Source organism: Pseudorhodobacter aquimaris (assembly GCF_001202025.1).
Classification (GTDB): domain Bacteria; phylum Pseudomonadota; class Alphaproteobacteria; order Rhodobacterales; family Rhodobacteraceae; genus Pseudorhodobacter; species Pseudorhodobacter aquimaris.
The window spans coordinates 17010-32117 of the sequence record NZ_LGHS01000066.1; the positions used below are offsets into that span (position 1 = coordinate 17010).

Annotated in this window: 11 protein-coding genes and 1 pseudogene; 11 read left to right on the top strand and 1 reads right to left on the bottom strand. The window is 58.2% G+C overall.

Annotation, left to right across the window (positions count from 1 at the left end; genetic code table 11):
* The first annotated feature begins 209 nt into the window (after nt 1-209).
* From sucC to lpdA, 8 genes and pseudogenes are all read left to right on the top strand, one after another.
* Nucleotides 210-1402, top strand: a pseudogene (sucC, locus tag AKU94_RS11730) (ADP-forming succinate--CoA ligase subunit beta).
* Between the two features lie 67 nt (nt 1403-1469).
* Nucleotides 1470-1763, top strand: a complete 294-nt coding sequence (locus tag AKU94_RS11735) for a hypothetical protein (RefSeq protein ID WP_157056529.1) — start codon at nt 1470-1472, stop codon at nt 1761-1763.
* A 74-nt stretch (nt 1764-1837) separates the two neighbouring features.
* Nucleotides 1838-2722, top strand: coding sequence for a succinate--CoA ligase subunit alpha (gene sucD / locus AKU94_RS11740; RefSeq protein WP_050527589.1), 885 nt, complete (start codon nt 1838-1840; stop codon nt 2720-2722).
* A gap of 95 nt (nt 2723-2817) precedes the next feature.
* Entirely contained in the window at nt 2818-5778 is a 2961-nt protein-coding gene (locus tag AKU94_RS11745) for a 2-oxoglutarate dehydrogenase E1 component (protein WP_050527454.1), read from the top strand.
* A 5-nt stretch (nt 5779-5783) separates the two neighbouring features.
* Complete coding sequence (gene odhB, locus AKU94_RS11750) at nt 5784-7286, top strand: 2-oxoglutarate dehydrogenase complex dihydrolipoyllysine-residue succinyltransferase (RefSeq protein WP_050527455.1); 1503 nt, start codon at nt 5784-5786, stop codon at nt 7284-7286.
* A 39-nt stretch (nt 7287-7325) separates the two neighbouring features.
* Entirely contained in the window at nt 7326-7631 is a 306-nt protein-coding gene (locus tag AKU94_RS11755; RefSeq protein ID WP_157056530.1) for a hypothetical protein, read from the top strand.
* Nucleotides 7628-8023 (top strand): MAPEG family protein, encoded by a 396-nt coding sequence (locus tag AKU94_RS11760; protein WP_050527457.1) that lies wholly within the window; start codon nt 7628-7630, stop codon nt 8021-8023. The genes AKU94_RS11755 and AKU94_RS11760 overlap by 4 nt, the downstream gene beginning before the upstream one ends.
* 75 nt (nt 8024-8098) lie before the next feature.
* The gene (gene lpdA, locus AKU94_RS11765; RefSeq protein ID WP_050527458.1) at nt 8099-9484 is read left to right on the top strand and encodes a dihydrolipoyl dehydrogenase; all 1386 of its coding nucleotides are present in this window, start codon (nt 8099-8101) and stop codon (nt 9482-9484) included.
* 30 nt (nt 9485-9514) lie between these two features.
* On the opposite strand, the gene AKU94_RS11770 is transcribed toward lpdA, so the two are convergent.
* Nucleotides 9515-11482, bottom strand: coding sequence for a protein meaA (locus AKU94_RS11770; RefSeq protein WP_050527459.1), 1968 nt, complete (start codon nt 11480-11482; stop codon nt 9515-9517).
* A gap of 357 nt (nt 11483-11839) precedes the next feature.
* Here AKU94_RS11770 and ccrA point away from each other — a divergent pair, with 357 nt between their 5' ends.
* The 3 genes from ccrA to AKU94_RS11785 all read left to right on the top strand — a co-directional run bounded on the left by ccrA (nt 11840) and on the right by AKU94_RS11785 (nt 15104).
* Complete coding sequence (gene ccrA / locus AKU94_RS11775) at nt 11840-13132, top strand: crotonyl-CoA carboxylase/reductase (protein ID WP_050527590.1); 1293 nt, start codon at nt 11840-11842, stop codon at nt 13130-13132.
* Between the two features lie 169 nt (nt 13133-13301).
* Complete coding sequence (locus tag AKU94_RS11780; RefSeq protein ID WP_050527460.1) at nt 13302-13502, top strand: hypothetical protein; 201 nt, start codon at nt 13302-13304, stop codon at nt 13500-13502.
* Between the two features lie 78 nt (nt 13503-13580).
* Nucleotides 13581-15104 carry an ATP-dependent DNA helicase gene (locus AKU94_RS11785; RefSeq protein WP_050527591.1) on the top strand — a complete coding sequence of 508 codons (1524 nt, stop codon included), beginning with the start codon at nt 13581-13583 and terminating at the stop codon, nt 15102-15104.
* Nucleotides 15105-15108 lie beyond the last annotated feature (4 nt).

Below are 15108 nucleotides of genomic sequence, written 5' to 3' on the forward strand. Positions count from 1 at the left end.
AGGGCAAGGTTTATTGCCGCAAAGCAGCATTTTCCAGCGATGCGAATCACCTCCAAAACATAACGCAGCGCTTTTGTGATCACACGTTTCGGGGCTGTGATCACAAACGTCGGTATTTACATTCAAAAGGGGTTTTTTAAAGAAATACCTTTTGAACTGGCCCCGGAATATGTCATCAAGGGGCAAATTCCTTACCGATAGGACAGCCGATGAACATTCACGAATACCAAGCCAAAGCCCTGTTGCGCAGTTATGGGGCGCCTGTGTCCGATGGTCGCGCTGTTTTGAAGGCAGAAGAAGCCAAGACAGCAGCGGGCGAAATGGACGGCCCGCTTTGGGTTGTCAAGCGCAGATCCACGCAGGTGGCCGTGGCAAGGGCCATTTCAAAGAGGCGGAAGCCGGCGAAAAAGGCGGCGTGCGTCTTGCCAAATCCGTTGAGGAAGCCGCCGAGATGGCCAAGCAGATGCTGGGCCGCACGCTGGTGACGCATCAGACCGGCCCTGCGGGCAAGCAAGTGAACCGCATCTATATCGAAGATGGTTCCGATATTGAGCGTGAGCTTTATCTTGCGCTGTTGGTGGACCGCCAGACCAGCCGTGTGTCCTTTGTCGCCTCGACCGAGGGCGGGATGGACATCGAAGAGGTTGCGGCCAATACGCCCGACAAGATCGTTTCCTTCTCGGTCGACCCTGCGTCGGGCCTGTCCGATTTCCACGGTCGCCGCGTTGCATTCGCATTGGGCCTGCAAGGTGCGCTGGTCAAACAATGCGTGGGGTTGGTCAAGCTGCTCTACAAGGCTTTCCTTGAGAAAGACATGGAGATGCTGGAAATCAACCCGCTGATCGTCACACCCGAAGGTCAGCTCAAGGTTCTGGACGCCAAGGTCTCCTTTGACGACAACGCGATGTACCGTCACGGCGATGTTGCCGCATTGCGCGACGAAACCGAAGAAGACCCCAAAGAGCTGGCAGCCTCCAAGTTCGACCTGAACTATATCGCGCTGGACGGTGAGATTGGCTGCATGGTCAACGGTGCCGGTCTTGCGATGGCAACGATGGATATCATCAAACTCTATGGCGCCGAGCCTGCGAATTTCCTTGATGTTGGTGGCGGTGCGACCAAAGAAAAGGTCACCGAGGCCTTCAAGATCATCACCTCGGACCCCAATGTTAAGGGCATTCTGGTGAATATCTTTGGTGGTATCATGCGCTGTGACGTGATCGCCGAGGGCGTTGTTGCTGCGGTGAAGGAAGTGGGCCTGCAGGTGCCATTGGTTGTGCGTCTCGAAGGGACAAATGTTGAAGAAGGCAAAGCCATCATCAACAATTCCGGCCTGAATGTTATCGCTGCGGAAAACCTGAAAGACGGTGCGCAGAAAATCGTGAAGGCCGTCAAAGGCTAAGGCAGCAAGCAGGTGGGCCGTACAGGCCCGCCCGCGACAAGCATCAATTGTGGTGAAAGGTTGTGCCATGCAGAAAACTCTACTCGGTTCCGCGATGTTGCTGGCACTTTCAGCTTGTAGCGGCGGCATGATGACCGGTGGCACAGACAGCACTGGCAATGAAGCGCAGGTATGTGGCGAACAGTCCGATTGGGCGCGCAGCGGCAAGGTTGGCGGTGGCGATGTAACCATCACCTGCCCTGAAGGTGCCCGCCCTGTCACTGGTGCCGCAGGTTCAACACCTGGCAACGAATACAACCGTAACGCTGATATGTACCGCGCTGGTTGGGATGGCTTTATGAAAGTCCACACCGCAAAATAACGTAATCCGCCGGGGCTGTCGTCCCGGTATTCAGATAGCAGCGCAACGCTGCCGACCTAATGAAGGAGGCCCGGATGGCCGTACTCGTCAACGAAAATACCCGTGTGATCTGTCAAGGCCTGACGGGGAGCCAAGGCACGTTCCACAGTGAACAAGCAATCGCATATGGCACCAAGATGGTTGGTGGCGTAACCCCCGGCAAGGGTGGCACGACGCATCTGGACCTGCCGGTGTTCAACTCGGTGCATGAGGCCCGCGCGGTCACAGAGGCAAATGCAAGCGTGATCTATGTGCCGCCACCCTTTGCGGCCGATTCCATTCTTGAGGCGATCGACGCCGAGATGGAGCTGATCGTCTGCATCACTGAAGGTATTCCGGTTCTGGACATGATGCGCGTGAAACGTGCTCTCGAAGGCTCCAAATCCCGTCTGATCGGGCCAAACTGCCCCGGCGTTATCACGCCTGACGCTTGCAAGATCGGCATCATGCCGGGCCATATTCACCGCCGCGGGTCGGTTGGTGTTGTCTCGCGCTCCGGCACGCTGACATATGAAGCGGTGAAGCAGACATCCGATCTGGGCCTTGGCCAGTCCTCGGCTGTGGGCATCGGCGGCGACCCGATCAAAGGGTCCGAGCATATCGACATTCTGGAAATGTTCCTTGCCGATCCCGAAACCCAGTCGATCATCATGATCGGTGAGATCGGTGGCTCTGCCGAGGAAGAAGCAGCGCAATTCCTGGCCGATGAGCGCAAGAAAGGCCGTTGGAAACCGACAGCAGGCTTTATCGCCGGTCGCACCGCCCCTCCCGGCCGCCGTATGGGCCACGCAGGCGCGATCGTTGCCGGTGGCAAAGGCGACGCAGAAAGCAAGATTGAGGCGATGCAAGCCGCCGGTATCGTTGTGGCCGAAAGCCCAGCCCACCTTGGTGAGGCCGTCATGGCCGCGATCAAGGCATAAACTTTGGGGCGGGGGAAACCCCGCCTTCACACTTTTCAGACAATGGTGGTTTTTTCTCGCCATCCACCCGGCCCCAACCCTGATGAGGTCTAGCAATGACTGAACAATCCCCGAACGCCCAATTCCGTGCCCAAGATTTCCTTGATGGGGCGAATGCCGAATATATCGATCAAATGGCGGCAAAGCACGCGGTGGACCCTGCGTCGGTCGATGCCAGCTGGGCCGCATTCTTTGCCGAGATTGCCGAGGCGGATAAGGTAGCCGAAGCGGCTGCTGCAGGCCCATCATGGGCGCGCAACGACTGGCCACCGGTGCCATCGGATGATCTGACAGGCGCGCTGACGGGTGAATGGCCGGTGATGCCCTCCAAGGAAGGTAAGGCCGCAGGGCAAAAGATTGTCGCCAAAGCTGCTGAGGCGGGTGTCTCGCTGTCGGATGCGCAGGTGCAGCGTGCGGTTCTGGACAGTATCCGTGCGTTGATGATCATCCGCGCCTACCGTATCCGTGGCCATCTGGCCGCCGACCTTGACCCGCTGAACATCCGCGATGAGACCAACCACCCAGAACTGGACCCGGCCTCTTACGGGTTTACCGGTGCTGATATGGACCGTCCGATCTTCATCGACAATGTGCTGGGGCTGCAGGTGGCCACCATGCGCCAGATCGTTGAGATCGTGAAGCGGACCTATTGCGGCACATTCGCGCTGCAATACATGCACATCTCGGATGCCGAGCAGGCTGCATGGCTGAAGGAACGGATTGAGGGTTACGGCAAGGAAATCGCCTTTACCCGTGAGGGGCGCAAAGCCATCCTGAACAAGCTGGTCGAGGCCGAGGGTTTTGAGAAATTCCTGCATGTGAAATACATGGGGACCAAACGTTTTGGCCTTGATGGCGGCGAAAGCCTGATCCCCGCGATGGAGCAGATCATCAAACGCGGTGGCGCTTTGGGCGTACAGGATATCGTGATCGGCATGCCGCACCGGGGCCGTCTGTCGGTTCTGGCCAATGTGATGCAAAAGCCGTACCGCGCCATTTTCAACGAGTTTCAGGGCGGTAGCTTCAAGCCCGAGGACGTTGGTGGTTCGGGCGATGTGAAATACCACCTCGGCGCGTCCAGCGACCGGGAATTTGATGGCAACACAGTTCACCTGTCGTTGACCGCAAACCCCAGCCACCTTGAGGCGGTGAACCCCGTCGTTCTGGGCAAGGTCCGCGCCAAGCAGGATCAGCTGAATGATCCAAACCGTGAAAAGGTCCTGCCGATTTTGCTGCATGGCGATGCGGCATTTGCGGGGCAGGGCGTCGTTGCGGAATGCTTTGGCCTTTCGGGCCTGCGCGGGCACCGGACGGGTGGTACGATCCATATCGTGGTGAACAACCAGATCGGCTTTACCACAGCGCCGCATTTCAGCCGCTCTTCGCCCTATCCGACCGATATCGCGATGATGGTTGAGGCGCCGATTTTCCACGTGAACGGGGATGATCCTGAGGCGGTGGTCCATGCGGCAAAAGTGGCGACCGAATTCCGCCAGAAGTTCCACAAGGACGTGGTTCTGGATATCTTCTGTTATCGCCGCTTTGGTCACAACGAAGGCGATGAGCCGATGTTCACCAACCCGGCCATGTACACGCAGATCAAAAAGCACAAGACGACCCTGTCGCTTTATACCGAGCGTTTGGTCAAGGATGGCCTGATCCCCGAGGGTGAAATCGAGGATATGAAGGCCACATTCCAGGCGCATATGAACGCGGAATTCGAGGCCGGCAAAGACTATAAGCCGAACAAGGCCGACTGGCTGGATGGCCGCTGGAAACACATGACCCACAAGGGGGATGATTACGAATCCGGCCAGACCGCGATCAGCAACGAGATGATGGCAGAGATTGGCACAGCCCTGACCACCGTGCCTGACGGGTTTGATTTGCACCGGACGGTCGGTCGCCAACTGGCGGCAAAGGCCAAGATGTTCGAGGAAGGCGTTGGCTTTGACTGGGCCACGGCCGAGGCGCTGGCCTTTGGCAGCCTTGTCTCCGAAGGATATCCCGTGCGCCTTTCCGGGCAGGATTGTACCCGTGGGACATTCAGCCAACGCCACTCTGCTTTTGTGGATCAGGTGACCGAAGACCGCCATTACCCGCTAAACCATATCAAGCCGGGTCAGGCGCGCTATGAGGTGATCGATTCCATGCTGTCGGAATATGCGGTGCTGGGCTTTGAGTATGGCTACTCTTTGTCCGAGCCGAATGCCCTGACAATGTGGGAAGCGCAGTTTGGTGATTTTGCCAATGGCGCGCAGATCATGTTCGACCAATTCATCAATTCGGGTGAAAGCAAATGGTTGCGGATGTCAGGCCTCGTTTGCCTGTTGCCGCATGGCTATGAGGGGCAGGGGCCGGAACACTCTTCCGCCCGTCCCGAACGCTTTTTGCAGATGTCGGCAAATGACAACTGGATTGTGGCGAACTGTTCGACCCCGGCCAACTATTTCCACATTCTGCGCCGCCAGATGCACCGCGATTTCCGCAAGCCGCTGATTTTGATGACGCCGAAATCCTTGTTGCGCCATCCGATGTGCGTCTCAACTGCCGCTGAATTTACCACTGGATCCAGCTTCCACCGTGTTTTGTGGGATGATGCGCAACAGGGCCATTCCGAGCTGACGTTGAAGGCGGATGACAAGATCAAACGTGTCGTGATCTGCTCGGGCAAGGTCTATTTTGATCTGTTGGCCGCGCGAGATGAGCAAGGGCTTGATGATGTTTACCTTCTGCGTCTGGAACAGTTCTATCCGTTCCCCGCAATGACGATGGTCAAAGAGTTGGAGCGGTTCAAGGGTGCCGAGGTTATCTGGTGCCAGGAAGAACCGAAAAACCAGGGGTACTGGACCTTTGTCGAGCCTAACCTTGAATGGGCATTGGGCAAGGTGAAGGCGAAAAGCAGCCGTGCGCGCTATGCCGGTCGTGCGGCCTCGGCCTCGCCAGCGACAGGGTTGGCCAGTCGTCATAAAACGGAACAAGAGGCGCTGATTGCTGATGCGCTGACGGGGGAATAAGGCGCATGGCTACTGAAGTACGGGTTCCAACGCTGGGTGAAAGCGTGTCGGAGGCGACGGTCGCCACCTGGTATAAAAAGCTGGGTGACACCGTTGCTGTTGATGAGATGCTCTGTGAGCTGGAAACCGATAAAGTCACCGTTGAGGTGCCGAGCCCAGTTGCAGGCACCCTGACAGAGATTGTCGCAGCCGTGGGCGAGACCGTGGGCGTTGCGGCCCTTCTGGCCCAAATCGGCGCGCAATCTGAAAACACAGGGGCCGCCGCCCCGACAACCGATGACAAAGACGCAAAGGCCGAGGCCAGCGTGAAAGAGGGTAAAATGACCGACGTAAATGTACCGACCCTTGGCGAATCCGTATCCGAGGCAACCGTTTCCACTTGGTTCAAAAAGGTGGGTGACGCGGTTGCCCAAGACGAAATGCTGTGTGAGCTGGAAACCGACAAGGTCTCGGTTGAGGTTCCAAGCCCCGTCGCGGGTGTTTTGAAAGAGATCGTCGCCGCCGAGGGCGAAACGGTTTCCGCAAACGCCAAACTGGCTGTGATCGCCGAAGGCGAAGCAGGCACCGTCGCGATTGACGCAGGCCCCGAAGAGACCAAGCCACGCAAGACTGAGGATACCGTCAAATCCAAGGACGTCGAGGATGCACCTTCCGCCAAAAAGGCAATGGCAGAGGCCGGTTTGAACCGCGATCAGGTTCAGGGTTCTGGCCGTGATGGTCGTGTGATGAAAGAAGATGTGGCCAAAGCGGCGTCCGCCCCTGCGCCGGTTGCGGCCGCCCCGCGCGCGCCTGTCTCAACCGATGATGCCAGCCGTGAAGAGCGGGTCAAGATGACCAAGCTGCGCCAAACCATCGCGCGCCGTCTGAAAGAAAGCCAGAACACCGCCGCCATGTTGACCACCTATAACGAGGTGGACATGTCCGAGGTGATGTCGCTGCGCAACCAGTACAAAGACCAGTTCGAAAAGAAACACAAAGTGCGTTTGGGCTTTATGTCCTTCTTTACAAAGGCTTGCTGCCACGCGCTGAAAGAAGTGCCTGAGGTGAATGCCGAGATTGATGGCACCGATGTCGTCTATAAAAACTATGTCCATATGGGCGTGGCGGCTGGTACGCCTTCGGGTCTTGTCGTGCCGGTGATCCGCGATGCCGACAGCATGTCCTTTGCCGAGATCGAAAAAGCGATTGCCGAAAAAGGGGCGCGCGCCCGTGATGGCAAGCTGACCATGGCCGAGATGCAAGGCGGCACGTTCACCATCTCCAACGGTGGTGTTTACGGCTCGCTGATGTCCTCGCCCATCCTGAACCCGCCGCAATCGGGTATCTTGGGGATGCACAAAATCCAGGACCGCCCTGTCGTTGTGAACGGAGAGATCGTCATCCGTCCGATGATGTATCTGGCGCTCTCCTATGACCACCGGATCGTCGACGGCAAAGGGGCCGTGACCTTCCTCGTGCGCGTCAAAGAAGCGCTTGAGGATCCACGCCGGTTGCTGATGGATTTGTAACAACATATGGGCGGCACGCGACGAAGCAAAGAGCAGATATTGGCCGAGTTTCATTGGCTTTATGACTGTTTTGAAGCGTCCATGGCCGCCCATGCCCCCATTGAAGGCATTGATTATTCCTGTGTGCCTTCCCGTGTTCAGATGCTTGGCAGGCTCGGAAAAGGTCTTAGCCCATCGCAGCTTGTGTCTGGCGTTCGTTCGGCTTTGGGGGATGCAGCGAAAGTGATGCGCATACTGCCCAAGGATAATCCTGCCAAGGGCGCGGCGCTTCATGCAAATTATGCAGCCATTCGCGGCCGCAGTCTTGAGGACGACATTGCCCTTGCGAAAAAGGCCCATTCATGACCCCAGAACTCACCACCCTCGCCCTCGCGGCCGTGCTCCAAGCCGTCCAGTTCATCCTGTTCGCCATTCCCGCGAACCGGGAGTTGGGCACCGGCTACACGTCTTCTGCGCGGGACCGGCCACCAAGCCGCGAACTCTCGGTTCGCACGGGGCGGCTGCAGCGGGCCTTGAATAACCACTTTGAGGGGTTGATCCTGTTCACTATTGCCGTGGTTGTCGTCACGCTTGGCGATCAATCCACCGGCTTCACCGCCGCCTGCGCTTGGGTCTATCTCGTGGCGCGGGTCCTGTTTATCCCTGCCTATGCCTTTGGCTGGAACCCTTGGCGTTCTGCGATATGGGGCGTAGGCTTCTTTGCAACCGTGGCGATGATCGTGGCTGCACTCTTGTAATCTATCTGTTCGGAAATACCTTCGGGGTTCGGGGGCAGGCAGCCCCCGACGACATAACAATAAGGAACCCTATCCATGGCAAGTTTTGACGTCATCATCATCGGCGCTGGGCCTGGCGGCTACGTTTGCGCCATCCGTTGCGCACAGCTCGGCCTGAAGACCGCTGTGGTTGAAGGGCGCGAAACGCTGGGCGGGACCTGCTTGAATGTGGGCTGCATCCCGTCCAAGGCGCTGCTCCATGCGACGCACTCCCTGCATGAGGCAGAGCATAACTTTGCCAAGATGGGCCTGAAAGGCAAATCGCCTTCGGTCGATTGGGAGCAGATGAAAGCCTATAAGCAGGACGTTGTTGACGGCAACACCAAGGGTATCGAATTCCTGTTCAAAAAGAACAAGGTAACTTGGCTGAAGGGCTGGGGCTCTATCCCTGAGGCGGGCAAGGTCAAGGTCGGCGATGAGGTGCATGAGGCCAAAAACATCGTGATCGCTTCGGGTTCGGAAGCGTCCAGCCTGCCGGGTGTTGAGGTCGATGAAAAGACGGTCGTGACCTCGACCGGCGCTTTGGTCTTGAACAAGGTGCCGAAATCACTGGTGGTGATCGGGGCTGGCGTGATCGGGCTGGAAATGGGCTCTGTCTATGCGCGTTTGGGGTCCGAAGTGACCGTGGTGGAGTACCTTGACGCTATCACGCCGGGTATGGACGGCGATGTCGCCAAAACCTTCCAGCGGATTCTGACCAAGCAAGGGATCAAATTCGTGCTTGGCGCTGCGGTTCAGGGTGTGACGACCAAGGGTGGCAAGGCCAAGGTTACCTATAAGCTGCGCAAGGATGACAGCGAGGCGGTGCTGGATGCCGATTGCGTGCTGGTTGCCACAGGGCGCAGGCCGTTCGTCGATGGTCTGGGCTTGGACGCTTTGGGCGTAGAGATGGAGCCGCGCGGCCAGATCAAGACCGATCATTTCGCGACCAACATCAAGGGCATCTATGCGATTGGTGATGCGATTGTCGGGCCGATGCTTGCGCATAAGGCCGAAGATGAAGGCATGGCGCTGGCCGAGATTCTGGCCGGTAAGGCGGGTCATGTGAACTATGATGTGATCCCCGGTGTGGTCTATACCACGCCAGAGATCGCATCGGTTGGCAAAACCGAAGAGCAGCTGAAAGAGGCCGGTCGCGCCTATAAGGTTGGCAAATTTTCCTTTATGGGGAACGCGCGGGCCAAGGCGATTTTCCAGGCTGAAGGGTTTGTGAAAATCCTTGCCGACAAAGACACCGACCGCATTCTGGGCGCGCACATCATCGGGCCAATGGCGGGTGATCTGATCCATGAGGTCTGCGTTGCAATGGAATTTGGCGCTTCGGCCCAAGATCTGGCGCTGACCTGCCACGCACACCCGACCTATAGCGAGGCAGTGCGCGAAGCCGCCCTCGCTTGCGGCGATGGCGCGATCCACGCCTAAGACATAAAAGGGGGCCAATGGCCCCCTTTTTCATTCTGCGGCGACGGGGCTGGGGTCGACCAAGACCACAATATCCATCATGATTTTGTTCAGCTCAAAGTCTTTGGGCGTATAAACGGCGGCCACACCCATCTTGCGCAGGGCCTCGGCATCGCTTTCAGGGATAATGCCGCCAACGACCAGCGGAATATCCGCGAGGCCGTTCTCGCGCATCATCTCCAATGTCTCGGTGATTAATGGCAGATGGGACCCTGACAGGATCGAAAGGCCTACGATATGCGCATCCTGTTCAATCGCGGCGTTTACGATTTCCGTTGGAGTCAGGCGGATCCCCTCATAGTGGATGTCCATGCCGCAATCCCGCGCACGGGCGGCGATTTGTTCGGCCCCGTTCGAATGACCGTCCAGCCCGGGTTTGCCCACCAAAAACTTCAATGGCCGCCCCAGTTTTGACGAAACCGCCTGCACCGCCTCACGGATCGGTTCCAATCCTTCGGTACGGTTCGACGGGTTTTGCGAAACGCCGGTGGGTGCGCGGTATTCACCAAAGGCCGCGCGGATCGTGGCGCCCCATTCGCCGGTCGTCACCCCCGCTTTCGCACAAGCAATTGAGGGCGGCATGATATTGGCGCCACTCTGCGCGGCACTGCGCAGCGCAGCAAGAGCGGCCTCAACGGCCGCCGCGCTGCGGGCTGTTTTCCATTCGGCCAGCCGTTCCAGCTGGTCCGCCTCGGCCTCTGGATCGGCGGCCATAATCGCGCCGTCCCCCGCCGTCAGCGGGCTCGGCGTCGTCTCGACCCAGCGGTTTACGCCAACGACGGTGGTTTCCCCGCTTTCGATCCGGGTAATGCGCTCTGCGTTCGCCTCAACCAACCGTCCCTTCATATAGCCGATCGCCGCCACGGCCCCGCCCATATCGTCGATACGGGCCAGCTCTTCGCGCGCCCCTTCTTTCAGGCTTTCTACCTTGCGATCAACGGCCGGGTTGCCATCAAACAGGTCCTCATATTCCAGCAAATCGGATTCATACGCCAGAATCTGCTGCATCCGAAGCGACCATTGCTGATCCCAAGGGCGCGGCAGGCCAAGCGCTTCATTCCACGCGGGCAATTGCACGGCACGCGCGCGGGCTCTTTTGGAAAGCGTCACCGCCAGCGCCTCGATCAAAATCCGGTAGACGTTGTTTTCGGGCTGCTGCTCGGTCAGACCAAGCGAGTTGACCTGTACGCCATAGCGGAACCGACGATATTTCGCATCCTGCACGCCGTAACGGGTCAGGCAAATCTCATCCCAAAGGTCGACAAAGGCCCGCATTTTGCACATTTCGGTGATGAAACGGATGCCCGCATTCACAAAGAAGGATATGCGGCCAACCATATTCGGAAAATCATCGGCCGAGACTTTGCCCTTCAGGTCATCCAGCACCGCACAGGCGGTGGCCAGCGCAAAGGCCAGCTCTTGCTCTGGCGTCGCGCCCGCCTCTTGCAGGTGATAAGAGCAGATGTTCATCGGGTTCCACTTTGGCAGATGTTTCTGCGTATAGGCGGCCACATCGGTGATCATCCGCAAACTGGGCGCAGGCGGGCAGATATAGGTCCCGCGTGATAGATATTCTTTGATCAGGTCGTTTTGTACGGTCCCGTTCAGCTTGGATACATCCGCGCCCTGTTCTTCTGCCACAGCGACATAAAGCGACAAAAGCCACGGCGCGGTGGCATTGATCGTCATCGAGGTATTCATCTGTTCCAGCGGAATATTCGCAAACAGCGCCCGCATGTCACCAAGATGAGAGACAGGCACGCCGACCTTTCCCACCTCGCCCCGTGCCAGCTCATGGTCCGAATCATATCCAGTTTGCGTGGGCAGGTCGAAGGCAACCGAAAGCCCGGTCTGGCCCTTGGCAAGGTTCCCGCGATAAAGCGCATTGGAGGCCGCAGCGGTGGAATGGCCGGCATAGGTCCGAAACAGCCATGGCTTGTCTTTGGTCGGGGCGGTCATAGGGCCTCCTTACATCTGGCGCGCAATTTTATTACCTTATGCGATTGATAGGCGACATATTGCATCATTGTCAATTCGCCGCAGCGCAGCAGCGCGAAATTGCTGCTCGGGATGCGTAAACTTCTGTCTTTTGGCGAGGTGTTGACTAGAATAAAGACCAAGCCTGTAGTCGGCAGGCACTGTTGGACAGGTTTCGAGGGCGTTCGCCCTCGTCAAGGGTGCGCTGCAATGCGGCGGACATAAAATTACAAAAACAGCCCGTTTGGCATTGCAATGTTGCGCAATGCCTTTTATCTCTGTCGTAAGGCCGCGCCGATTCTGCGATGCGGCATGACATTACGCCAAGAGGAGGCCCGCATGGCACTGGATACGCAGCACGATATCGTTGCCTATGATGCACCGAAAAAGGACCTTTATGAGGTCGGTGAAATGCCGCCCTTGGGGCATGTGCCAAAGCAGATGTACGCTTGGACCATCCGCCGCGAACGTCACGGCGACCCTGATACCGCCATGTTGGTTGAAGTCGTCGATACGCCCAAGATCGACAGCCACGAAGTGCTGGTATTGGTGATGGCCGCTGGCGTGAACTACAACGGGGTTTGGGCGGCCTTAGGCCTGCCGATTAGCCCGTTTGACGGTCACAAACAGCCATATCACATCGCCGGTTCTGACGCGTCGGGCATCATCTGGGCCGTGGGCGACAAGGTAAAGCGCTGGAAAGTCGGCGACGAGGTGGTGATCCACTGCAATCAGGACGATGGCGATGATGAAGAGTGCAACGGTGGCGATCCGATGTTCTCGACCAGCCAGCGGATCTGGGGCTATGAGACGCCGGACGGCTCTTTTGCGCAGTTCACCAACGTGCAGGCGCAACAGTTGATGCCACGCCCCAAGCATCTGACATGGGAGGAAAGCGCTTGCTACACGCTGACCCTCGCCACCGCTTACCGGATGCTGTTCGGCCATGAGCCGCATGACCTCAAACCCGGCCAGAACGTGCTGGTCTGGGGCGCCTCGGGGGGGCTGGGGTCCTTTGCGATCCAGCTGATCAACGCGGCGGGCGGCAATGCGATTGGCGTGATCTCGGAAGAGGACAAGCGCGAATTCGTGATGGGGCTTGGCGCGAAAGGTGTCATCAACCGCAAGGATTTCAGTTGCTGGGGCCAACTGCCCAAAGTGAACACGCCAGAATATAAGGAATGGTTCACCGAGGCGCGCAAATTCGGCAAGGCGATCTGGGATATCACCGGCAAGGGCAATAACGTCGATATGGTGTTTGAACATCCGGGCGAGGCGACTTTCCCAGTGTCGACGCTGGTGTGTAAAAAAGGCGGCATGGTGGTGATCTGTGCCGGGACCACCGGCTTTAACTGTACCTTTGACGTACGCTATTTGTGGATGCACCAAAAGCGCGTTCAGGGCAGCCATTTCGCCCACCTCAAGCAGGCGTCGTCGGCCAATAAGCTGATGCTGGAGCGGCGGCTGGACCCTTGCATGTCCGAGGTGTTTCCATGGGATGAAATCCCGGCAGCCCATATGAAAATGCTGAAAAATCAGCATAAGCCGGGCAATATGTCGGTATTGGTTCAGGCACCACATACGGGCTTGCGCACCTTTGAAGATACGCTTGAGGCCAGTAAAAACCGTTGATTTGCGACTATTAGCCAATAAAGCCGCGTCTCCAGCTTGGGGACGCGGCTTTTTGCTTGCGTAGGGGGGGGCTATTTGTGGTTACTATTTATTGACGGATGGGTGATTAGAGTTGGGAGAGCGGCCTATGCATTAGGCGACAATTTCAACCTCTTATATTGGGGGCGCAATGCGCCATGACTGGATCTTTGACGTGTTGGCCGATCTGCAGGTCTATGCGAGCGAAAACGACCTTCCCGCCCTGGCGGCGCAGGTTGTAACGGCCCTGCAGATAGCAGAGCTTGAAATCGGTGCGGAGGCTGGGCAAGCGCCGCCGGCATTGGATGTTGTGGCGGCAGTCATTGCCGAAAAGCGTCGCCGCGCACATTGATACGATTTTCGCTGTGGCCGGTATGAAAACCTGCCTTGCTCGCTGGTCTTGGCGAGCGGGCGCAGCTATGGTCGCGTGATGGAAAATACCGCGCTGACATTCTCCGACGATCAGGCAGAGGCCTGGGACAGGCTCTCCGATCAGCTTCGGGGGATGGGCATTGATTTGCAAAGCGAAGCCCTTGTTCCCGCGATGGAGGGCAAGGCCAGTGTCACGGCCGTGATCGGCAAGGCAGGGTCGGGCAAGACCATGCTTTTGGCCAGCCTTTATAAGGCGATGGTCGCGGCGGGCGTGGATATCGTCTCGGGCGACTATGAAGGTAAAAAGCGCAAGGACCGGCGTACCTTGGCCATTCTGGCGCCTACGAATAAGGCCGCATCGGTTTTGCGGCTGCGGGGGGTGCCTGCGACGACGATCCACCGTATCCTTTATACCCCGCTCTATGATCCGGAATATGAAAAGATCGCCGAATGGCTGGCCGGCAATGGCCCGCGCCCCGAGGTTGAGGGGCTGACCGAGCTGGCGCTGGACCGCGCCAAGGCGTTTTACGATACGGTTGCCTCTATTCCCGGTGCCTTGGCGGCGGCCGGCTTGCGGGGGTCTGATTTCATCAAGGGCTGGAAACGGCGCGAGGAGCCGCTGGATGTGGGGTTCGTTGACGAATCCTCGATGCTGGACCAACGTCAGTTCGATGACCTGCGTGAGATTTTCCCGACCTTGGTGCTCTTTGGCGATCCGGCACAGCTTGCCCCCGTTGGCAACTCCGGTGAGATGGTCTTTGATAAACTTGGCCCGACACGGCGGTTGGAGCTGAGCCGGATCCACCGCCAGACGGCGGGCAATCCGATCCTAGATCTGGCGCATGCCTTGGCCGACCCTGACCTGACCTTTGAGGCTTTTGAGCGTATGGTCGAAGAGGCCGCCGCCCGCGATCCGCGTGTGGAGGTGGCACAGCGCGTGGACAGCGATCTGATGTCACGTTCTCCGGTTCTCGTGTGGCGCAATGCGACGCGTATCCGCCTGATAACCGCCTTTCGGGCCGCTCATAATGCGCCGGAATTCGCGCTGATCCCCGGTGAGCCGCTGATCTGTGACGGGATTGAACTGCCGGTGAAGCACCGCAAAAAGCGCATTGATCTGGAGGCGCGCGGCCTGATCAAAGGCGCGCAGGTGATCTATATGGGGCCGGGAAACCGGGATGGCTTTGCCCGCCTGCATGTGGTCGGTGCCGAAGAGCCACAGGTATCGGCCGCCAGCATTATCAAGATCGAGAAACCGGATGAGGATGAACCTTTCATCCCGTCTGCCGCCAAAATGGGCGCCGCATTTTTGCACGGGGCCGCCGTGACGATCCACAAGGCACAGGGTAGCCAATGGGACACGGTGCAGGTCTTTGCGCCCGACCTTTGGGCCGCCGCCCAAGCCGGCCGGACCGAGGCGGGGATGCCGCTGTGGAAACGGCTGGCCTATGTTGCGATCACGCGTGCGCAAAACCGGCTGCTGTGGGTGGTGCGCAACCGTCTGGCCCGCCCGGTTGAGGTGTTGGGTGTGTCCGATCTGTCGGCCAAGCCCGCGCCATTGGAATTGCAAGCAGAGGAATAGGGCC

Excerpts from the sequence above, each read along its gene's own strand:
- sucD (WP_050527589.1), top strand. The coding sequence starts at position 1,838 with ATGGCCGTACTCGTCAACGAAAATACCCGTGTGATCTGTCAAGGCCTG.
- AKU94_RS11760 (WP_050527457.1), top strand. The coding sequence starts at position 7,628 with ATGACCCCAGAACTCACCACCCTCGCCCTCGCGGCCGTGCTCCAAGCC.
- AKU94_RS11770 (WP_050527459.1), bottom strand. The coding sequence starts at position 11,482 with ATGACCGCCCCGACCAAAGACAAGCCATGGCTGTTTCGGACCTATGCC.
- AKU94_RS11780 (WP_050527460.1), top strand. The coding sequence starts at position 13,302 with ATGCGCCATGACTGGATCTTTGACGTGTTGGCCGATCTGCAGGTCTAT.
- AKU94_RS11745 (WP_050527454.1), top strand. The coding sequence starts at position 2,818 with ATGACTGAACAATCCCCGAACGCCCAATTCCGTGCCCAAGATTTCCTT.
- odhB (WP_050527455.1), top strand. The coding sequence starts at position 5,784 with ATGGCTACTGAAGTACGGGTTCCAACGCTGGGTGAAAGCGTGTCGGAG.
- lpdA (WP_050527458.1), top strand. The coding sequence starts at position 8,099 with ATGGCAAGTTTTGACGTCATCATCATCGGCGCTGGGCCTGGCGGCTAC.
- AKU94_RS11785 (WP_050527591.1), top strand. The coding sequence starts at position 13,581 with ATGGAAAATACCGCGCTGACATTCTCCGACGATCAGGCAGAGGCCTGG.
- AKU94_RS11735 (WP_157056529.1), top strand. The coding sequence starts at position 1,470 with ATGCAGAAAACTCTACTCGGTTCCGCGATGTTGCTGGCACTTTCAGCT.
- ccrA (WP_050527590.1), top strand. The coding sequence starts at position 11,840 with ATGGCACTGGATACGCAGCACGATATCGTTGCCTATGATGCACCGAAA.